This is a genomic window from Paenibacillus sp. GD4 (genome assembly GCF_030846225.1).
GTDB classification, from domain to species: domain Bacteria; phylum Bacillota; class Bacilli; order Paenibacillales; family NBRC-103111; genus Paenibacillus_G; species Paenibacillus_G silviterrae.
The window spans coordinates 3,237,721-3,256,927 of record NZ_JAVCYK010000001.1 but is presented as its reverse complement, the minus strand read 5'-3'; the positions used below and the strand labels follow the sequence as shown (position 1 = coordinate 3,256,927).

The window sequence follows — 19,207 nt, the reverse complement described above, 5'->3', positions numbered from 1 at the left end:
TCCTAATCATCCGTTCTGTTCTTATCCCTTCACCGCACCGGACACGCCTTCCATATAGTAACGCTGCGTGAATAAAAATACCACAACAATCGGCGTTACAGAGATGACCGTGCCTGCGGCAATCCAACCGAAATTATAGGAGAACTGTCCGTTCAAAAAGGTCAGAGCCGAGGCGAGCGGATACATCTTCGGATCCTCCAGAATAATCATCGGCCATAGGAAGGAGTTCCACGCCCCCATAAATTCAAGCAGGCCGATGACGGCAATCGCGGGCTTCACAAGCGGAACATACAGCTGAAGCCAAATACGGAATTCGCTCGCTCCGTCCATTTTCCCCGAATCGCGAAGCTCTGCAGGAACACCCATGAACGCTTGCCTCATCAAGAAGATGTTAAATACCGCAACCGCACTCGGTATCACCACGCCGAGATACGTTCCAACCAGCCCCAGCCACATGACGGTCAAATAATGTACCACCATTCCTGCGGCAGCCGGAATGATCATGGTTGCGACGAGCAGCGTAAAGACCAGATTTTTGCCCCGAAAATTCATGGTTGCCAGCGGATAGGCCATTAACAAGGCAAATAGGATGTTCGCCGTTACGTTTAGGACGGTTATGACGATTGTATTCCATATATACACCGGAAAGTCCATCGATTTCCACACTTCAATATAGTTGTCGAGCTTGACAAACGTCGGGAAAATCGCGGGTGGAAAGGAAAACGCATTTTTCCCCGGCATCAGCGAGGTGCTCAGCAGCCAAAGGAAGGGAAACGTCATAAACACGGCAAACAGCGCCAGGAATAAATAAATCAAAACATAGTTCACGCTTTTCTGAATTTTCGCTTGTGTCCGGACGGTGTTCATCAGTAAGAGTTCACCCCGCCTTTGCTGTTAAATCGGAATACGATGACACTCATAATGCCGAGAATCAAGCTGACGATCAAGCCGACCGCCGAGGCATAGCCGAAGTCAAACTCCTTAAATCCTTTATTATAAATGTACAGACTGGAGGTGAGCGTAGCTGTGCCGGGGCCCCCGCTTCCATTGCTCATAACGAACACCTCGTCAAATACACGCATAGCCGCCATCAGAGAAATCAGTGTACAGAAGAGCACGTAAGGACGAAGCATAGGAATGGTAATTTTGCGAATAATCTGGCTTCGGCTCGCGCCGTCGATCATGGCGGCTTCGGTCAGCTCCTTCGGAACCGATTGCAGGCCGGCCAAATAAATCATCATGTAATACCCTAGCCCCTTCCACATGGTAACGAACATCATCGTATACAGAGCTGTGCTTGCGGAAGAAAGCCAGCTGATTTTTTCCGTAATGAGTCCTGCGGACAGGAGCAAATAGTTCACGACGCCGTTTGGACTGAGCAGCCAGCCCCAAATCAAGGATACGGCTACCATCGAAGTAACGACGGGGATGTAATACGCAGTCCGAAACCACTTCACACCGGGTACGGAGCTGTTGACCAGAATGGCCATGAGTATCGAAAAAACTTGGATAAACGGCACAATGAGAACGTAAATAAATGAATTCAGCAGGGACACGCGAAAATCCGGATCATTAATAGCCCTCTCGAAATTTTTGAAGCCGACATAGCTGGTTTCTCCGATGACGGAGTAGTCCGTCAGAGCTAACGGGATGCTGTAAATGATCGGCCAAAAGATAAAGAGCGCAACCAGCAGCAGGCCGGGTGCCATGAACAGCCACGCCGTCAAGGCATCTCCGCGGAACCATTTTTTACTCACGGCGGATGTCATATGCCAACTCCTCCTCTCTATAAGAGATGGAGCTGCCTCGGACAGCTCCATCCAGCTTGATAATCGTTATTTCAGAACATTGTCAACATCCTTGGCTGCTGCATCCAGCTCCGTCTTGATGTCCGCTCCGTTCAAGAAAATGTTTTGCAGACGTTTATTAACCGCCGTGTTTACATCGCCTGCCTTCTCCACGCCGAGCAGGAAGTCCGATGCCTTCTCAAGACCCTTGGCCGAAGCGAGCTTCGCTTCCGCTTCCAGCGACCCGTCCGTTTGCGTATAGAACGGATCTTTAATCGAATCTTTCGTGGAAGGCAGCGTATTGGCGACCTTGGAGAACTCCAGCTGATTCTTCGCATTGGTCAAGAAGACGCCGAACTCCACAGCAGCCTTCACATTCTTGGATTTCGCCGGCACAACCATATTCATCGTGTTGGAGGTACGCGTACCGCTCTTACCTAGTGGTAGCGATGCCACAACGGTGTTCTGATATACTTCCGGTGCCGCCGTCTTAATCCGGTTGATGAAGGTCGTTCCGGACATTTGGAACGCTGTCTGCTCGCCCGCAAAGTAGGCTACCTGCTTATCGAAGTTTGCATCCTCCTTAGGAATGACGCCTTCCTTGTACAGCTTCGCATACTCATCGATAAACTTAACGCCTTCCGGTGTATTGAAGGCAGCCGTCTTCTTATCCGCAGAAAGAAGCGGAATCCCTTCGCCGCCGAAAATGGAGCTGTTGATCGCTCGGGCAAAGCCTGCTGCACCGGTCTTTTCCTTAATGGTGCGGGCCCATTGGAACAGCTCCTCGCGGGTTTTCGGAGGATTCTTCGGATCCAGTCCGGCTTTCTCCACCAGCTTCTTATTCATGAACAGAACACTAGCGCTAGTGTACCATGGCAGTCCGTAGGCTTTGCCGTTCAGTACGGTGGAGTTATAAATGCCATCGAAGTAAGCCGCCTTCTGTTCGGGAGTGAGATGCTGATTCAGGTCCGCCAGCGCCCCCTTGCTGCCCACCTGGTTCGCCAGCTCGGTATTCAAGTTGACGACGTCAGGCACGTTGCCGCTGGCAACGCTCGTCAACAGCCGGCTTTGAATGGCATCAATGGGGAAGTCCTTCCAATCAATCTTCACATTCGGATGCGTCGCCTGATACTCGGCAAACAGCTTATTGAAGTAATCATTGAACTTAGGCTGCAGCGAAATGGTCCAGAATTCAAGCGTAACCGGTTCGTCCTTAGCCGGAGCGGCGGCGTTCTCTGCCGGCTTGCCCGCTTGCGGCTTGGATTCTCCTTGGGAACACCCGGCAATCAGACCGGTCGCCATTAAGGCAGCCATACTTACGGATAAGGCTCGTTTCATGCTTAACTTCATCTACATCTACTCCCTTTTCCATAAAATATTTGTAATCTTCGACAGACCGATGCCAGCTGAGTCTAGGTAAGAAAGCGCTGTCGAAGATGAATTACACTAGTTCCATGAACTTCCTGAAGCAAGTATATCATCCGGTGGATATTTACGCCATAAATATTTTTAATGGTGGTAATTTTCTTCATTCAACTGTATAAAAAGGAAGCCCCCGCTTTTGCCGGCAGCTTCCCTCCAAGCACAACTTCCGTCTTTTCCCTTAATACGCATCGCTTTAGGATTTCCCAATACACTCCAAGAAGCGAGCCGGCTCATCGGTTGCATACCAGCGAATCCCCAGCTGCAGAAGCTCCTGCATCGTCTCCCGATTGAATTGGAACGGCAGCACCTCCAAATCGATCCCTGCCTTCTTCGTCGCATCCAAGGCGTAGCTAAGAAACTCCGGCTCCAACTCGTAGGGCCACGGCGCGGAACCGACCGATCCCTTAAGGTGAAGCTGGATCTGATCCAAGCCTTCGAATCCGCTCTGCAGCGCCGAACTGAAGGTTTGCTTGATGGCCTCCCCGCTGCCGCCAACCCACAGCATCGTGCGCACGCCTTCCGTGATCTGCTTCATCCGCTTACAGTTTTCTTGCCTGTTATGGGTAAAAATCACCTGCCGGTTCACTTCATACCGGTCAATGAGCTCCCCTAGCCGCCTTAGGTCTACTTCCTTCAAGTCGAGGTACATTACCCGTTCCGGATAGCCCTGCATCTCCTGGAAGGCTTCCTCTAAGGAAGGAATCCGTTCGCCCGCAAATTTCGGGTCGAATTTGCTCCCGGCGTCCCACTTGCGGACTTCGTCATACGTCAGCTCCGAAACCGGCAGCCGAGCGATCGAATCAGGGGCTGTCGTGGTGCGGGCGATCGTCTCATCATGAAGACAAATGATTATCCCATCCTTGGTCGTGCGAATGTCCGCCTCCGGGATCCCGCCAAGCCCCCAGGCATAACGGTTGGCGGCCATCGTATTATCGGGCGCTTCGTAGGCTCCTCCGCCTCTATGCGCCTGCCAATAGACGGTATCGGTCCGACTTCCGGGCTCCTGCAGCAGCTCTTCGGCGAAGGACTCAAGGAGCCCCAGCTGGTCCGCGAGCTGAAGGATCGTATATCGTCCGCGCACTTCTTTGGCATAGAGCAGAGCATCCCGAGTAGTATCGCGATCGATCCCGATCTGCTCAGGAGATACGGGCGCACCCAGCAGCTCCAGCAGCTGCTTCGCTTCCGGGGCCAGCTGCAGCAGCAGCGAGAACTCTGCCTTCAGCTCTTCCCACCTTGCTGTAAGCCTCTGCCGCCTTCCCTCCAGCTCCTCCTGCTTCAGGAACAGCTTTCGGTTGCTGCCTATGACCTCTTGAGCAAGCGGCCCGTAGCATCTTCCAACTTCACTTTCCCAGCGGGCCAGCTGTTCTTCCGATTTCTCTATCATATTCAGAGATTCCGCGGGCAGCTCAAGCAGCTTGTGATACATGGAAATAATGAATAAGGTTGCTATGCTCACCTTGACCCCATGCAGCTCCGGATCATGCCCCTGCATGACGTGCAGCATCTCCCAGTAATGAGACATGTGGTGCTCCGAGCCGGATGCGGGACGGGAGTTACCCAGCATCTGCATGGCGATTCCCGAAAGAACCAAGCCTTCCATTACATAACCTACGGCTTCCTTCTTCCCATCAGCTAAGCCTTGGACATGATTGATACATAAGGACAGTGCTTTCACCATCATTTTTGAAATAAGAGGACAGTAATGCTCCTCCTCCACCGCAGCCGCCAGCTTCCAATCGCAAAGCGCCGTGATTTTGGCCAGCATATCCCCGAAGCCAGCCGCCATCATCTCCCGCGGAGCCGCAGCCAAAATATCCAGATCCCCGATAATGGCCGCTGGAGAAACGGCAAGGAACGTTTTCTTGAAGCCTTCCACAAGCAGCGGCGATCCGGTAGAGGCATACCCGTCCATGGACGGTGCGGTGGCTACGACAAGATAAGGAAGGTTCAGCTTATAGCTTATATATCGGGCCGTATCGTTCAGTGTACCTGCGCCCACCACAATGATGAATTCCGTATCCGGTTCGATGTCGATCAGCGCTTTGCCCAGTGCCTTTTCATCCGCGTACAGGTTCTTCTCATGATTCACGCTAAGCGTAATATCGAGTCCTTGCTCGCTTAGCATTCGGTACAGCCGCTCCCCTGCGGCCTCATAGGTACGATCGTCTGCGATCAACAAGGCCTTAGTGCCCAATTGCAGCTCGGCGATCACCTCGTGTACGCGGCAAAGCGCCCCTTCCTCGATGACGACCTTTTGCAGGTCGACCCTGTGCTCCTGACCGCATTCACAGCGATAGACGAAATGGACCAGCTCCTCGAGCCGTTTATCCAGCATTTCGCCACGGTAGGCTTCCACTAGCTCCTTCATTCTCCTGCTCCTCTCCCGTTACCGATCCCCACTAGACCTTCTACAGGCTCATCTCTACATTGAACATTTGTCTCACTATAAAGCATTTGTTCAAAATTAGGTTCATTTTATCACACTGTAATTTTGCGTGTAAACATCATTTTACAGCGTGCGGCGGCCGGGGCAAGTTCGGTTTCCATCGAAAAAAAGACGCTTTCCCCGCAAAGAGTTCTTTCCCTACGTTGAGGCGTCTTCCTTCACTTCAGCTTCACTGGCCAATCCTGCACATGATACGCCATGTCCCAGAACATATATTCCATTTGAGCGCTTAGCTCAAAATGCTCGCGCATCCGCTCACGTTCGGCCGTTGTCGCCCGCTCCTCTGCCCATACGTCAATTCTCCGGCAAAGCTCCCGCGTTGCCGAAGCTATTCGTTCCGAAGCATAAAACTGGATCCAATCATAGTACGGATGATCCGGCTGAGGGTTGAACTCCTTGACCAGCCTTTCCCCAATATCCCAGTAGATCCAAGGACAGGGCAGCAGTACACACATGATTTCTCCCAGCGTTCCTTCGTGAGCAACCGTGAGCATATGCCGAATATAATGATGAGCGGCAGGCGCCGGCCGGAAGCCCTGCAGGTCCTCGTAGCTCACCCCGGCGGCTTCACAGAAGTTTCGATGCGGATGGGTTTCATCGTTAAGAATAAAGCCGATTTTCTCTTGAAAATAGGCCATCTCCTCCCGTGTGGAGCATTTGGATACCGCCAGACCGTAAGCGCGCACATATGCATTCAAATATTCGTAATCCTGTTTCACATAATGGATAAGCTGATCGGCCATCAGCTCCCCACGGCCCACGCCCCGAATGAAGGGATGATGATAATTGGCTTCAAAAATAGCGTCAAAGTCCTGCCTAAGCTGCCCGGTAAAGCTAGTCATATTGTGCTTCCTCCTCATACCGCCTCAGTGCTGAGACAAGGATAACAAAAAACCTCTCCGACGAAGGGAGAGGTTCGCTGACACAGCTCATGTGACAGGATCTACGGCTCTCCACTTCCCTACGCTGGCATCACCCAGATCAGGTTCGAAGGGTCCGGGATGGCATCCCGTCTCAGCCTGTCGGCTCCCCTAGTGGTATTTCTAACAGGAAAATGGTACCATATCGGTCTCGGTTAAGCAATGCTAAGATGGCTCCAAAACAAAAACGGCAGCCCCTCGGTGAAGAGCTGCAGCTTCCGTTATTCCGCCGGCGGCACAAAGGTCCGCTTCGCAAGCTCGGCATCCAGCATGAAGAAGGCATTGCTGTCTTTATCAATGCGCTTCAGCTTCTGAATCAGTCCGTCGAACATCGCTTCCTCTTCCACCTGTTCGTCGATAAACCATTTAAGGAAGTGAATGGTCGCGTGCTCACGATCATTCAGAGCCAGATCGGAGAGATGATAAATACGCCGGGTTACCTCCTGCTCATGCGCGTACCCTTGCTCAAATGCATCCAGCACCGAGCTGTATTCGTTGTTCGGGTCCGGCATTCCTTTGAACGTTACGCGTTTGCCGCGTGCGTTAAGGAACTTGTAGATTTTCATCGCATGAAACCGCTCTTCCTCCGCTTGCACAATAAAAAAGTTCGCGAAGCCGTCCAAGCTCTCCGCCGAACAATAAGCCGCCTTAGCCAGATACACCTGGGAGGATAGAAATTCGAAATTCATTTGGTCATTCAATGCTTGATATAAGGGCTCGTTCAATGCAGGATGCTCCTCTCAGTACGTTCATGTAATGGTCGTCAGACCTTACGTTATTCCAATATATTGTAACCGAAATTACCGTCAATATGAATCTCTATTATGAACTCTTCAGCAGAGCGCTCAGCTTCTCGTACAGCTCCTCCGGCGACATGGCGCAGATCGTATCCTTCTTGCCGATCTTCACAAAGCATTGCTTGGAGCACATTCGGCAGTTTCCGAGACAATCCTTCTTCTTCTGCTTCAGGTCTGGGTACTGTTCCTTCATCGTTCGGTAGACGGATTTGGTGCCTTGCTTCCAATTCTTGCAGCAGTACTTGATCTTCTTCATGGATGGCAGCCCTTCTTTCAAAAAGTATCCGTTATTCCAAATGATAATGCTTCTCATTCTCACTGTCAACACGAAAAAACGCCTTACCCGAAGAATCATTCCTTCAGGGCAGGCGTTATAGGATTATTCCTGTAAAAATCCTTTGCTCTTCAAAAACGGCTTCATCTGCAGCCGCAGCGGCTTGGAGGCCCGCTCCGACATCTCGCGCGACCAGACGGTATCCCGCTTTCCGCCGGAACGCTCAAGTATGTAGCTTCGGTACTCCCGATCGTAGGAAGCGACTTCCTCGTTATGCTTCCCTTCGTCGTACACATCCGTATGCACCACGGCTGTCTGTGGAAGGCGAGGCCGCTGATCCGGCGCTTGCTCCGGGTATCCGATACACATCCCGAACACCGGGTACACCAGCTCCGGAAGCTTCAACAGCTCGGATACTTGCTCAATCTGGTTGCGGATCCCGCCGATGTAGACGATGCCGAGTCCCATCGCTTCGGCCGCTACTGCTGCGTTCTGTGCGGCCAGCGACGCATCCACGGTGGCGATGACGAAATTCTCGGTCGTCCGTGCCAGCTCTTTCCCATACAATCCACAGGCATGCTGCAGCCGATGCAGGTCGGCGCACCATACGAGAAATTCCGCACACTCGAAGATGTAAGCCTGATGGCCTGCCAGCTCGGCAAGCGCCTTACGCAGCTCGGGGCTTTGAACCCGGATGACGCTGTACGCCTGCATGTTGCTGGAGGTCGAGGCTCGCTGTGCCGCGGCTATGATAGCTTCGAATTGGTTCTCGGGGACAGGCTGGTTCGTAAATTTGCGAATGGACCGGTGCTTCAGCAGCAGCTCCAGCGTTTCCTTCATAGGGTGCTTCCTCCTTCTTTCGGTGCCGGAATAACCGGAAGCTTCTTCGGCATGTCCGAACCTAATGCTCTGAGTACGAAGAGAGCCGCCTGATTAGCCGTCTCCTCTCCATTCTCCACCTTGGTATCCAGAATCGGCGCAAAGTACTCTCGTTTCTTGTGAGCCAGAACGATCCCGACAACCATCATCATGGCATAATCTAGGGAGTCATACTGAAACCGCCCAAGAGCCTTCCCCTTTTCCAGCAGTTCTCTTACCTTCTGCCACACCGGATGGGTAAAAGCGGTGACCGAGCAAATTCGCGTTGAATTGATCGTCATCTCCTGCTGCAGGATCGAGCTCAGCTCCGGGTCGGTGAAGCTGAACAAGATCACCTCGCGGACGATGAGCGCAAGGCCCTCGACCGGCTCCTTCAGCAGCTCTTCATATTGTGGTATGCGCTGTCCGGGAAAAAAGCTTTCGAACAGGGCGCGGAATACGTTCTCTTTCCCTCCGAAATAGTAGGAGACTAGCGCCACATTGGCACCGGCCTCTTCGCAAATTTGGCGTACGCTGGTACCGTCATACCCCTGCTGGGCAAACAGCTTCTTGGCGGCGAGCAAAATGCGGATTTTCATATCGGAATCGTTGTGTGCCATAGCTGCACTCCTCATGTCAACGCGTTAGCATTCATTATAATCGTTTCCTCTTGCTGTATGCAAACGTCTCCATGACGCAGAACCCGCTGCAGAACTAGGATAAAGCCGGCTTGCCGGCCGGTGCCGCCGCCTTCGTGGTAGCCTCTTTGCGCAGACCGGTTGCAAGGGCACCCAAAGCTGCACAAACGACCGCGATGGCCGCTAGAGCCCATGCTGCGGAAGCTGCACTCGGTCCGCCGAACAGCAGGTTCATGCTCCCTTCGACGGCATAGGTCGCCGGCAAATATTGGCTAATGCTATGGTAAAAGCTGCCCAGCAGCTCACGCGGCACCATCGCTCCCGAGGAAACTAGCTGTATGGACAGGCTGGCGATGTTAAGCAGCATGCCTGCCATACCGAACACGATTAAGAACAATTGGGAGAAGAACATAAAGGTAAGCAGGAACAGTGACTGGAACAGCCACATGGCCGCGAAGCCGGCTACGGTTTTTCCTCCGAGCAGCAGCACCAGCGCAGAGCCGATGAGGGCGATGACTACTGACGATACTATATTAATGAGGACGCGGGCACCGTATTTATGCCACTTGGACACTCCGCCTCCAATCATCATAGTGGACTGCTGGAGATTCATTCCCATGATCATCGCTCCGACGAAGGAGGCCAGGACGAGCATCATCGGAATCATCTGATTGTTCATCCCGCTGACCGGGTTCGTAAATTCATAATCGGCGGCAACCTTCTCAGCGAGCCCCTGCGCAATCCCATGCGCCTGGGAAGGCGGCAGACTTGCTAGCGTCAGCACGGCCTCCGCTCCTGCGATCGTCGCTTCCTTGTTGATGGATGCGGTGACGCCGGCCGCGACGCTTTGCATCATGGATTTGATCAAGGCCGGGTTGGACTCGTTAATGGAATAGTGAATTTGCGCTTTCTGGCCCGCTGCCTGCAGCAGAGGGGTAAAGTCCGCCGGAACGTGCAGCACCATCTGCACCTCGCGGCGATCGAGTCTGGCCTTCGCCTCTTCAGGCGTAGCGCTCATCTCGAGGACGAACGGTAACGCGGATTTCAGATTGTCGACGACCTTGGGGCCCATCCCCTTGTCCTCATTCACAACGGCGATCTTGAGATTCTTCGCGTTATCCGTGACCCCGTCATAACCGGTCATCCACACCAGACTAAAGATCACTTGAAACATCATCGCCGTCACGATTCCGATTATCGTGGTCGGCTTCTTGAAATAAGCTTGTAAAGCTGAAAGCATGCAGATTTCTCTCCTTTGTATGTATCCTTTTGCTAAACGTTTAATTTAATTAAACGTTTGTTTAAATAATAAAGGATAGTAGCTGCTCCTGTCAACCCACCAACCACCACCGCAAGGCTCCCTGCCCGAGCGTTACTACAGGGAGCCTTGGCGTTACATGGCGGTTCAGCCGACTGGGCCTGTCGGCTTCCCGTTCATGGCCGCCTGCTTACGCTATCTTCTTAGCATCTAACTCCGCGAAGAATGATAACGAGCAAAATGTAGAGCACGAGAATCGCTCCGGCCGACATCCAGCCCCCATGTGCATGCACATGATGATGATGCTGTTGCTTCTTCGGCGCATATACATTGATTTCCTCATAGCTGGCGTGAATGTTGATCGGCGCTGAATAGGAAGGCTGCGGCATTGGAGTCGGCATTGGCATCGGCATCGGGGCCGCCGGGGCTTGCGCTACTGGAGCCGGCATCGGCATTGGCATTGGCATCGGTTTGTACTTTTCCATATGAAAGGACACCTCCGTGTAATGGAGCCTTGGGCTTCGTGCCGTAGGCTTTGTGACATGATGCAAGTGTTCCTATCCTGAACACATCAACAGTCTATGGAAAAACACCCAAGCCGCACACGGTATTCACCCAGATGAGAAAAAATAGACGGCTGCCCGGTAAAGACAGGCTCGCGTGGAGGGAGCAGCGGCGAGTGAAGGGCATAGCGAAATGGGAGGAGATTCCGGCTGGAAGGGCGGGGAACCCGGGAGGAAGCCGGAATGGTAGAGAGTGACCGGGAAAGCCGTACAGCGGTGTACTTGGGCGAGATGATTGCTGGAGGCAGGCTTTGGCCGGTATCGAGGGTGTAATTCAACTGCCCTGGGAGGTCGGGGTAATAATAATGGGTTGATAGACATGCATTAACGGATTATGAGGGAGTTATCTCAAGCTAATTAAGGAATTGTTGAGATTTAACGGACTTTGAGGGAGCTAAATCCGATAGAGCTAACCCGATTAAGCGAAAACAACCCGATTTCATCCAAATAACCCCCTAACAATCCGCTATTCATCTCAAACGAGCAAAATTCTACCCATTAACACCCTAAAAGTCCGTTATTGGTCAGTTAACTTAATCCCCGCATAGCCGAAAATGCAAAAAGCCATCCCTCCTTCAACATGAAGGAGGAACGGCTTAGCGATTACACATAAGGATTGTTCTCGCGCTCGAAGCCGATCGATGTCCTGGGCCCATGGCCAGGGTAGACGATCGTCTCGTCCGGCAGCTTGAACAGCTTGCCGTGGATCGAATCCAGCAGCTCGTTATTGCTGCCTCCCGGCAAGTCCGTGCGGCCGACCGACATTTTGAAGAGCACATCGCCGCCAAACAAATGCTTGCCGTAGTGGATGCTCACACTGCCCGGCGAATGGCCCGGCGTGTGGTACATCCGGAACGTCAAGCCGCCGAGCAGCTTCAGCTGCATGCCCTCATCCAAGGCAAATTCAGCGGGATCCGTCGTAATGGGCGGCGTAACATCCGACCAGCGAGCGGAGCCGTTGCGGTTGGCATTGGTCAGCCAATCGGCCTCGGCATCGTGCAGATACACCGGGCAGCCCTTGAGCTTGCGCAGCCGGTCAACGCCGCCGATATGGTCGAAGTGAGCGTGCGTCAGCAGGATCGCTTCGATCGGCATGTCGGCGATGCGCTTCAGGAGCGGCTCAGGATTCATCCCCGGGTCGATGACGACCCCTTGCTCCACACCGGGCACCGTAAGCAGATAGGCGTTCGTCTGCAAAGGGCCGAGGGAGAACGTTTCTATTTTCAGCTCATGATTGTCCATATCCGTCAAATCCGCCTTAGAACGAAGACAGCAGCTCGCGCAGCTCTTGAACGATAACCGTCTGGTAGCCGTTGCCCTCGCCGTATTGGCGGCCCATTTCCTCACGAGCGACCTTGATCTTCTCATCATAGTCCGGTGCGTTGCGATCCGGATTCTCCTGCTTGAACTTGGTCATAACCGCCTGCACATGCTTCGGACGAGGACCCCACTGACCCAGCACATGACCGCTGAAATCCGCGAAAATGACGATCGGAATCGCACGGCCGCCCATGGTCAGGAACTGATCCATCGTATCGGTATGTTCTTCCATGATCAGCACTTCCGTAGGGATACCGGAAATTTCAAGCGCGCGGAACACCACCGGTACGTTGCGAACGACATCGCCGCACCATTCGGCCGCCAAAATTAAGCAGCGCAGATCGTCACGGTTGTTCAGCGACTCGAAGAACTCCTTATCATCCTCGTTTTCCCACTGAAAGCCGTTGTACAGCTCCTGGAAGCGCTCTTGATTTTTCGCCATGCCCTCCATAAATTGCTTGGGGGAAATCCCTTTCTTGAGCTTATCGGCTACACTTTTGGCCATGATCGGTTCATCCTCTCTTAGGGTACGTCTCTTTTCTATGGCTTATTGTACCAAAAAAATAACCCCCGTCCAACCGGACCGGAGGCATATATCCCATGCGCGCTATCCGCGAGCTTTATTTCGCTTCAGGAATTGATACAAGATGTAAGCGGCGGTAAGCACAATGGAGGCAAAAATAAACGGCTTGACGTAAGGCGCCGCCAATTCGTCGATCTGCTCCCAGTTATCGCCGAGCGCCTGTCCCAAGTAGACGAAAAGGATCGACCACGGAATGACCGCCAAGGTGGTAAGCACCGTGAATCGGGTCAGCGACATCCGGGCCATGCCTGCCGGAACCGAGATTGCGTGACGGACGACGGGAATGAATCTCGCGGTAAAAATAACACCCGTGCCGTAGCGGTTAAACCACTGCTCCGCTACATCGATGTGGTGTTTGTTGATGAGGATGTACTTTCCGTATCTTTCCAGAAACGGCCTGCCTCCGTAACGCCCGATCCAGTAGACGAAGATTTGGGCAATGACCCCGCCGACCGTGCCGAAGATGACCGCTCCGACGAAGGAGATTTTGCCTTGGGCTACGAGATAGCCTCCGAAGGCCAATACGATTTCACTCGGGATGACCTCAATCATTAGTCCGAACATAATGCCCCACACGCCGAGCCCCTCAACAAAATGAAGCGCCGACATAACCAGCTCATGCAACATCTCTCTCATGATTCCAGCCTCTTCCTCTCTCCCCTGTCAAAATGGAGGGCTTGCCCCTCCCTCTCTAATTATCCTATTCTATCATACTGCTTCTGATGCCGCATCCTTTGCGGGCGCTGCCGCAGCTTCGCCGTCAGGCGACACGGTCGATCGAAAGTGCTGCAGGATGCTCTGGCGCAGCAGCTCCGCCGGGCGGCCGAGCTCGCGGTGCTTCAAGCGAATGAGGCCGAAGGCGATGTCGCGGCGGCCGAGCGCCGCGCATTCCGCAAGCGTGCCGGCGCCCAGCTCGGCCGCGACATGAACCCGCGGCACGAGGGCTACGCCGAGGCCGCTCTTTACCGCCTGCTTGATCATCTCCATCGAGTCGTACTCGATGGTGCCCTTGCAGGCGGCATGGTTGCGGCGCAGCAGCTCCTCGGCTGCGCCGGTGTACTGGCATCGGCTGCCATAGCCGATGAGGCGCATTCGCGCGAGGGCGGCCCAGCCCTCGCTTGCAATGGCGGCGGCCTCCGGCGGGGCCGCCACCCACACCAGCGAGCCGCCGACCAGCGGCTCGAAGGCGAGCTCCGGCCGCTGCGGGTCGGCCGGGACGATGCCGAGGTCGGCGCGCTGCGCGAGGACGGCTTCCACCGTATCCCGGTGGAAGCCGCCTCCGAGCTCCAGCTCGACCGAGGGGTAGCGCCGCAGGTAGCGCTGGAGCACGCCGCCAAGGTAGGCGACGCAGAACGACTCCAGCGCCCGCAGGCGCGCCTGTCCCCGCGGCTCGCCGTCCTCGCGCAGGGACGCCTCCAGCTCCTCGCCGAGCGCGAGAAGCCTTGACGCGTAGGCGGCCAGCTTGCGGCCCGCCTCGGTCAGCTCGACGCCGCGCGGCAGGCGATCGAGCAGCCGCCGCCCGCTGGCCTCCTCCAGCAGGCGAATATGCGTCGTCACCGTCGACTGCACATAGCCGAGCTGCTGAGCCGCGCGGCTCAGGCTCCCGGTTTCGGACACGACGACAAACGTGCGAAGCGGCTTTCCATCCAATCGATCGAGCATACGAGTCACACTCATTTCTTTTTGCGATATGTAATATCGAATGTATTCATTACTCAAATAGGTATAATCATGATAGCATATCGCTTAGCAAGAAAACAGTCTAAAGAAACAGGTGATCCGTTATGAACACAGAAACCCAAAAAGTGAGCCCGCTTCCAAGACCATGGCTAACCGCGCTCCCCGGCCTCGGGGGATTCCTTACCATCTACCTTGTCTCTTGGCTCGGCGAGCTGTCCGAGCTTTCCCTGCTTATGGCTCCCTTCGGCGCTTCGTGCGTGCTGGCGTTCGCTCTGCCGGAGAGCCCGCTTGCCCAGCCCCGCAACCTTGTCGGGGGCCACGTGCTGAGCACGGCGGTGGGCTTGACGCTGCTGTCTGCGTTCGGGTCCCACAGCTGGGCCGCAGCTCTCGGCGTCGGGCTCGCGATCGCTCTCATGCAGCTTACCAAGACGGTGCATCCGCCCGCAGGGGCCGATCCGCTCGTCGTTCTGCTCGGCGGGGGCGCAGCCCATACGGTCGGCTGGAGCTTTTTGCTGACTCCCGTGCTGCTCGGCTCCATCGTCATTGTCCTTGTTGCCTGGGGCTTCCACCGCCTGAATAGGCGATATGCCTACCCGAAGCAGTGGTGGTAATCGTCCCAGTATTTAATAATTTACTTCCTCTCCTCCACCGTGTGACAATTGGGCTGAAGCGCCGATGCAACATCATACAATCGGCAAACGCTCTTGATGTAACAGAAGTAGGAGAGGAGCCTTTCTTTGAAAAAAACGATAAACACACTTGCCGTTTTGACGCTCTCAGCCGGACTTATGGGACTGTCGGGTACACCCGTGAAGGCTGATCCGTTGTCATTTTCCGACGTGCCGCCTCAGTTTTGGGGCTATGCCCCTATTCAGTGGGCGGTGGACCGCAAGGTGGTCGACGGCTATCCGGACGGTACGTTCCACCCGAACCAGGCGGTTACGCAAAATGACTTTTTGGCGATGCTGATCCGCGCCTACCAGCCGGATGACTTTCGGCCAAACCCACAGGAAAAGGATTGGGCTCTCCCCTATTTGCAGTACGGCACCCAATTGGGCTGGGGCTTGGCCTGGACACCTTCCCAAGGCAACCCTCCCATTACCAGAGGGACCGTAGCGAGAATCATCACGAATGCCTCCGGCAAAAATTATACTTTGGATGATTCCGTACAGTACTTGCTGGATACGGGGCTGTCCGACGGAAAAACAGCGAAAACACCGGAAGGCTACCAAAAAAACGATACTTTGACCCGTACGGAAGCCTTGACGTTCGTCCAACGCATGAGGGAAAAGGTGCCTGATTTGCAGCCCAAGCCCAACGAGGAGCAAAAATATTCAGCTGCCCTAGTCGAGGCTCCCGCCATTCATGCAGTCCCCATCAATGAGTACATTAACTTAATACAAAATACGGAGATCTATTCGCTACCCTCCAAGGAGGCCCCGTCTCTGGCAGTGATTGCGCCGCAAAGCGTGCACGCCTTTGAAAAGGCGGACAACTGGTATCATATCCATAGCCCATGGCTTGGCGATTCGTGGATCTATGCAGACAGCCAAGCTGCCCGACCGGATACAGACGGATATGGGGCGCCCGCCTTCGTACCGTTGACCGAAATCAAGGGACAATGGGCGTTTGAGCACCAATATGAACAGGTGAGCTTTAATATCGTGTATAGTATCGGGGATCATATTTCTCCGAATCTCACTTATCCGCGTGTTGACGGAGCCCCGGCGGGCGAGCCTGTGCCGTTCTCGCTTTCCCTGATCAACCGGGACCCGAATACCGTCGCCACGGTTACCGGTCATGATTTTGAAATTCAAATTTTCCGGCATCAGGAGCTGGTATGGAGAGGCAAGGTGCCTGAAGCCACCCGCATTCCGCTAAATACGCTGGCCGCCATGGGGATCGACTTTTCGTGGGATCAGAAGGATGCGAACGGAACACCGGTCCCTCCTGGAACGTATTCGGTCTACCTCCAAACGCCTGCTTCCATTCAATACCAGGTGGAAGGCAAGGAAGGTTCTTTAATCCAGCCGATAGACCATGTAGCGGATAAAACGCTCGGAGGTACATTTACCATCCGCTAATCTGCGTAGCACCGCCCTATTTTAGGGTTGGTGCTTTCTTTTCTTATCATGAACGAACAAGCCTCGGCATACATTGGTACAAACCTTCACCGGAAAGGAAGGGTGCCAATGGCCTCATTTTTCGTAATCCGCCCCAAGCATCTCCGATACATGAAGCTCGGCGTCGCCGCTCTGCTCATCTCCGGCGCTGCATGGCTCTGGTATGAGCAGGAGGAGGACAGCGTGCCCACGATGGGAGCGGCAGCCGCATCCGGGCAAGAGCGCACGATCCATCTCGTAACCGGCGAATTCAAAGCCACCGGGCCGGATGGGAAAACAATTGAAGCGTATCGCTGGGATCCCGGCACCATCTACGCTAAGAAAGGCGAAACCATTCGCTTGAGCATCTTCGGAGTCAACGGTGCCAGCCATCCGTTCATCATCGACGGCCTGAACGTGAAAGGCGAGGTAAAGAAGGGACAGGAAACGGTCGTGACCTTTAAGGCTGACAAGCCGGGGGTGTACCGGATCATTTGTATGACCCATCCGGATATCGCCCACAACGGGCCGATGGTCGGTTACTTGATCGTAGACGAATAACATGAAAAAGCCGCCTTTCCCGGCGCTTGATGATATGCAAGGGAAAGACGGCTTTGTTTTTTTGCTTAGGAGATCGCCTTTTGCAGCATACATTCCTTACAACGGCCGCTGATCTCCATGTACAGCTGCACCGGCTCGAACCCGGCCCCAAGCGTTGCCGCCACCGCTCCGGCTACCGGACCGGCGTAATAATCCTCTACGCTTCCGCAATCCATGCAGACCAGATGATGGTGGGCCGTCACATCCGTATCGTACCGCGCTACCGAGCTGCCGTGTAGGTAAAATTCCTGCACCAGGCCGAGCCGATTCAGCACCTTTAAATTTTTGTACACGGTCGGCATGCTAACCTCTCTGGGAAAGTCTTGATAGATCGCCCTATGCAGCTGCTCCGCTGAAGGATGGGACAGCTTCTCATAGAGATATTCCAGCAGCAGCTGCCGCTGCGTTGTCCTCCGCACACCGGCACGGTCGAGCGCCGCCTCCGCCTCGCTCCTTCGAATCCTCATATTCGAAACCGCCCCTTTCCGCTTATTTCGCAGGAACGAACCTGCTGATATCCACGCCTAAGCCCTTCGCTACACGCAAGCCGTAATCGCTATCCGCCCGGAAGAAATTACATATCGCTCTCAGCTGAATGTCAGGATGCACCTGCTTCAGATCTCCGACCAGATTAGCAATCAGATGGGCACGCTCACTATCCGTATAGCTGCGATACTGCTCCCCCGCTTGGGTGAAATCGTCGGTCTTCTCGATCCGCTGACGTCCAGCATGACCATGCAGTCCCATACTGCTGTCACGGTACTCCGGGCTTTCCTTCGGACTGTCCGCGTAGCTGTTCGGCTCATAATTGACCGGCGACGGGTCCTGCTTCACATTCATCGCCCCGTCACGTTGGTGGTTGCGTACCGCCGCATACGGGCAATTCACAGGAATTTGCAAATAATTCGCTCCCAGCCGGTAGCGCTGCGTATCCGGATACGAGAACAAGCGGCCCTGCAGCAGCTTATCCTCCGACGGTTCGATGCCGGGCACAAGTGCACTCGGCGAGAATGCCGACTGCTCCACTTCGGCGAAGAAGTTCTGAGGGTTTCGGTTCAGCGTCATCGTGCCGACCTTGTGCAGCGGATACAGCTCCTCCGGCCACACCTTCGTCGGATCGAGCGGGTCGAACGCATGCGCATCCATATCCTCAAGTGGCAGCAGCTGCACATGCAGCTCCCATTCCGGGAACGCCCCTCGCTCAATATGATCGTACAAATCGCGGGTCGCATGGCTGAAATCTTGTCCCTGTACTCGACCGGCCTCCGCGACGCTCAGGTTCACCACGCCTTGCTTCGATTTCCAGTGATATTTCACATAGGTGATCTTGCCCTGTGCGCTCACCCACTTGAAGGCATGAACGCCGAAGCCGTCCATCTGGCGGTAGTTGGCCGGGGTTCCGTGGTCGGAAAACACCCAAGTCAGCATGTGCGTCGATTCCGGAGACAGCGACATGAAGTCCCAGTAGCGGTTCGGCGTCTGTACGTTCGTGTCCGGAGCCGGCTTGAGGGAATGGACCATGTCCGGGAACTTCATTGCATCCCGAATGAAGAATACCGGCAGGTGATTGCCGACCAGATCGTAGTTCCCCTCCTGCGTATAGAACTTTACTGCAAAGCCTCTGGGGTCACGCGCCGTTTCGGGGGAGCCCGCGCCATGAATCACCGTCGAGAATCTCACGAATACCGGTGTTTCCGTACCGGCCTCCTGCAGGAAATGAGCTTTCGTATGGGCAGCCATACTATGCTCCAGCCTGAACACGCCATGTGCCCCTGCGCCGCGTGCATGCACCACCCGCTCCGGAATACGCTCCCGGTCAAAGTGGGCCAGCTTCTCAAGCAAATGATAATCCTCCAGCAAGGCAGGGCCCCGCTGGCCTGCAGTTCTGGAATTTTGGTTATCGCCTACCGGCGTTCCTTGGTTGGTGGTTAATCTGTTCTGATATGGGTTCATGGT

General features: G+C 54.5%; 20 protein-coding genes and 1 riboswitch. Of the genes, 3 read left to right on the top strand and 17 right to left on the bottom strand.

Annotated elements, in window-relative coordinates:
* Positions 1 to 21: 21 nt before the first annotated feature.
* From RAC89_RS15640 to RAC89_RS15570, 15 genes are all read right to left on the bottom strand, one after another.
* Entirely contained in the window at positions 22 to 867 is an 846-nt protein-coding gene (locus RAC89_RS15640) for a carbohydrate ABC transporter permease (RefSeq protein ID WP_284644208.1), read from the bottom strand.
* Entirely contained in the window at positions 867 to 1,769 is a 903-nt protein-coding gene (locus tag RAC89_RS15635; RefSeq protein ID WP_306614559.1) for a carbohydrate ABC transporter permease, read from the bottom strand. Before RAC89_RS15635 ends, RAC89_RS15640 begins: the two co-directional genes overlap by 1 nt.
* A 66-nt stretch (positions 1,770 to 1,835) precedes the next feature.
* Positions 1,836 to 3,137 carry an ABC transporter substrate-binding protein gene (locus tag RAC89_RS15630; RefSeq protein ID WP_306614558.1) on the bottom strand — a complete coding sequence of 434 codons (1,302 nt, stop codon included), beginning with the start codon at positions 3,135 to 3,137 and terminating at the stop codon, positions 1,836 to 1,838.
* Positions 3,138 to 3,405: 268 nt separating this feature from the next.
* Positions 3,406 to 5,580 carry an iron-containing alcohol dehydrogenase gene (locus tag RAC89_RS15625; protein WP_306614557.1) on the bottom strand — a complete coding sequence of 725 codons (2,175 nt, stop codon included), beginning with the start codon at positions 5,578 to 5,580 and terminating at the stop codon, positions 3,406 to 3,408.
* 236 nt (positions 5,581 to 5,816) lie between these two features.
* Positions 5,817 to 6,500, bottom strand: coding sequence for a thiaminase II (tenA, locus tag RAC89_RS15620; RefSeq protein WP_306614556.1), 684 nt, complete (start codon positions 6,498 to 6,500; stop codon positions 5,817 to 5,819).
* Positions 6,501 to 6,599: 99 nt separating this feature from the next.
* Positions 6,600 to 6,701: riboswitch (TPP riboswitch) on the bottom strand.
* A gap of 98 nt (positions 6,702 to 6,799) precedes the next feature.
* Entirely contained in the window at positions 6,800 to 7,303 is a 504-nt protein-coding gene (locus tag RAC89_RS15615) for a ferritin (RefSeq protein ID WP_306614555.1), read from the bottom strand.
* Between the two features lie 97 nt (positions 7,304 to 7,400).
* The gene (locus tag RAC89_RS15610) at positions 7,401 to 7,688 is read right to left on the bottom strand and encodes a DUF1450 domain-containing protein (protein WP_306616105.1); all 288 of its coding nucleotides are present in this window, start codon (positions 7,686 to 7,688) and stop codon (positions 7,401 to 7,403) included.
* Between the two features lie 66 nt (positions 7,689 to 7,754).
* The gene (gene nfsA / locus RAC89_RS15605; protein WP_306614554.1) at positions 7,755 to 8,489 is read right to left on the bottom strand and encodes an oxygen-insensitive NADPH nitroreductase; all 735 of its coding nucleotides are present in this window, start codon (positions 8,487 to 8,489) and stop codon (positions 7,755 to 7,757) included.
* A complete protein-coding gene (locus RAC89_RS15600; protein ID WP_306614552.1) occupies positions 8,486 to 9,142 on the bottom strand; it encodes a TetR family transcriptional regulator in 657 nt (218 codons plus the stop codon). The genes nfsA and RAC89_RS15600 overlap by 4 nt, the downstream gene beginning before the upstream one ends.
* Before the next feature lie 79 nt (positions 9,143 to 9,221).
* Positions 9,222 to 10,385, bottom strand: coding sequence for a YhgE/Pip domain-containing protein (locus tag RAC89_RS15595; RefSeq protein WP_306614551.1), 1,164 nt, complete (start codon positions 10,383 to 10,385; stop codon positions 9,222 to 9,224).
* Positions 10,386 to 10,606: 221 nt separating this feature from the next.
* Positions 10,607 to 10,888, bottom strand: coding sequence for a hypothetical protein (locus RAC89_RS15590; protein ID WP_306614550.1), 282 nt, complete (start codon positions 10,886 to 10,888; stop codon positions 10,607 to 10,609).
* Positions 10,889 to 11,569: 681 nt separating this feature from the next.
* Positions 11,570 to 12,208 (bottom strand): MBL fold metallo-hydrolase, encoded by a 639-nt coding sequence (locus tag RAC89_RS15585; RefSeq protein ID WP_284644997.1) that lies wholly within the window; start codon positions 12,206 to 12,208, stop codon positions 11,570 to 11,572.
* Positions 12,209 to 12,224: 16 nt separating this feature from the next.
* On the bottom strand, positions 12,225 to 12,791 hold the full coding sequence (locus RAC89_RS15580) for a thioredoxin family protein (protein ID WP_284644189.1): 567 nt from the start codon (positions 12,789 to 12,791) through the stop codon (positions 12,225 to 12,227).
* Positions 12,792 to 12,893: 102 nt separating this feature from the next.
* Entirely contained in the window at positions 12,894 to 13,496 is a 603-nt protein-coding gene (uptA, locus tag RAC89_RS15575; RefSeq protein WP_284644996.1) for an undecaprenyl phosphate transporter UptA, read from the bottom strand.
* 81 nt (positions 13,497 to 13,577) lie between these two features.
* Entirely contained in the window at positions 13,578 to 14,531 is a 954-nt protein-coding gene (locus RAC89_RS15570) for a LysR family transcriptional regulator (RefSeq protein ID WP_306614548.1), read from the bottom strand.
* Between the two features lie 122 nt (positions 14,532 to 14,653).
* On the opposite strand from RAC89_RS15570, the gene RAC89_RS15565 reads away from it, so the two are divergent.
* From RAC89_RS15565 to RAC89_RS15555, 3 genes are all read left to right on the top strand, one after another.
* The gene (locus tag RAC89_RS15565) at positions 14,654 to 15,160 is read left to right on the top strand and encodes an HPP family protein (RefSeq protein ID WP_306614546.1); all 507 of its coding nucleotides are present in this window, start codon (positions 14,654 to 14,656) and stop codon (positions 15,158 to 15,160) included.
* Between the two features lie 126 nt (positions 15,161 to 15,286).
* A complete protein-coding gene (locus RAC89_RS15560; RefSeq protein WP_306614544.1) occupies positions 15,287 to 16,633 on the top strand; it encodes an S-layer homology domain-containing protein in 1,347 nt (448 codons plus the stop codon).
* Positions 16,634 to 16,741: 108 nt separating this feature from the next.
* Positions 16,742 to 17,212: a cupredoxin domain-containing protein gene (locus RAC89_RS15555; protein ID WP_306614542.1), complete on the top strand. Its 471-nt coding sequence runs from the start codon at positions 16,742 to 16,744 to the stop codon at positions 17,210 to 17,212.
* A gap of 65 nt (positions 17,213 to 17,277) precedes the next feature.
* Here the strand turns inward: RAC89_RS15555 and RAC89_RS15550 are convergent, their stop codons facing one another.
* A complete protein-coding gene (locus RAC89_RS15550) occupies positions 17,278 to 17,718 on the bottom strand; it encodes a Fur family transcriptional regulator (RefSeq protein WP_306614540.1) in 441 nt (146 codons plus the stop codon).
* Positions 17,719 to 17,740: 22 nt separating this feature from the next.
* Positions 17,741 to 19,204 (bottom strand): catalase, encoded by a 1,464-nt coding sequence (locus RAC89_RS15545; protein ID WP_306614538.1) that lies wholly within the window; start codon positions 19,202 to 19,204, stop codon positions 17,741 to 17,743.
* Positions 19,205 to 19,207: the final 3 nt, after the last annotated feature.

Coding starts and splice junctions, on each gene's coding strand:
- RAC89_RS15640 (WP_284644208.1), bottom strand. CDS start 867: ATGAACACCGTCCGGACACAAGCGAAAATTCAGAAAAGCGTGAACTAT.
- RAC89_RS15635 (WP_306614559.1), bottom strand. CDS start 1,769: ATGACATCCGCCGTGAGTAAAAAATGGTTCCGCGGAGATGCCTTGACG.
- RAC89_RS15630 (WP_306614558.1), bottom strand. CDS start 3,137: ATGAAGTTAAGCATGAAACGAGCCTTATCCGTAAGTATGGCTGCCTTA.
- RAC89_RS15625 (WP_306614557.1), bottom strand. CDS start 5,580: ATGAAGGAGCTAGTGGAAGCCTACCGTGGCGAAATGCTGGATAAACGG.
- tenA (WP_306614556.1), bottom strand. CDS start 6,500: ATGACTAGCTTTACCGGGCAGCTTAGGCAGGACTTTGACGCTATTTTT.
- RAC89_RS15610 (WP_306616105.1), bottom strand. CDS start 7,688: ATGAGAAGCATTATCATTTGGAATAACGGATACTTTTTGAAAGAAGGG.
- nfsA (WP_306614554.1), bottom strand. CDS start 8,489: ATGAAGGAAACGCTGGAGCTGCTGCTGAAGCACCGGTCCATTCGCAAA.
- RAC89_RS15600 (WP_306614552.1), bottom strand. CDS start 9,142: ATGAGGAGTGCAGCTATGGCACACAACGATTCCGATATGAAAATCCGC.
- RAC89_RS15595 (WP_306614551.1), bottom strand. CDS start 10,385: ATGCTTTCAGCTTTACAAGCTTATTTCAAGAAGCCGACCACGATAATC.
- RAC89_RS15590 (WP_306614550.1), bottom strand. CDS start 10,888: ATGGAAAAGTACAAACCGATGCCAATGCCAATGCCGATGCCGGCTCCA.
- RAC89_RS15585 (WP_284644997.1), bottom strand. CDS start 12,208: ATGGACAATCATGAGCTGAAAATAGAAACGTTCTCCCTCGGCCCTTTG.
- RAC89_RS15580 (WP_284644189.1), bottom strand. CDS start 12,791: ATGGCCAAAAGTGTAGCCGATAAGCTCAAGAAAGGGATTTCCCCCAAG.
- uptA (WP_284644996.1), bottom strand. CDS start 13,496: ATGTTGCATGAGCTGGTTATGTCGGCGCTTCATTTTGTTGAGGGGCTC.
- RAC89_RS15570 (WP_306614548.1), bottom strand. CDS start 14,531: ATGCTCGATCGATTGGATGGAAAGCCGCTTCGCACGTTTGTCGTCGTG.
- RAC89_RS15565 (WP_306614546.1), top strand. CDS start 14,654: ATGAACACAGAAACCCAAAAAGTGAGCCCGCTTCCAAGACCATGGCTA.
- RAC89_RS15555 (WP_306614542.1), top strand. CDS start 16,742: ATGGCCTCATTTTTCGTAATCCGCCCCAAGCATCTCCGATACATGAAG.
- RAC89_RS15550 (WP_306614540.1), bottom strand. CDS start 17,718: ATGAGGATTCGAAGGAGCGAGGCGGAGGCGGCGCTCGACCGTGCCGGT.
- RAC89_RS15545 (WP_306614538.1), bottom strand. CDS start 19,204: ATGAACCCATATCAGAACAGATTAACCACCAACCAAGGAACGCCGGTA.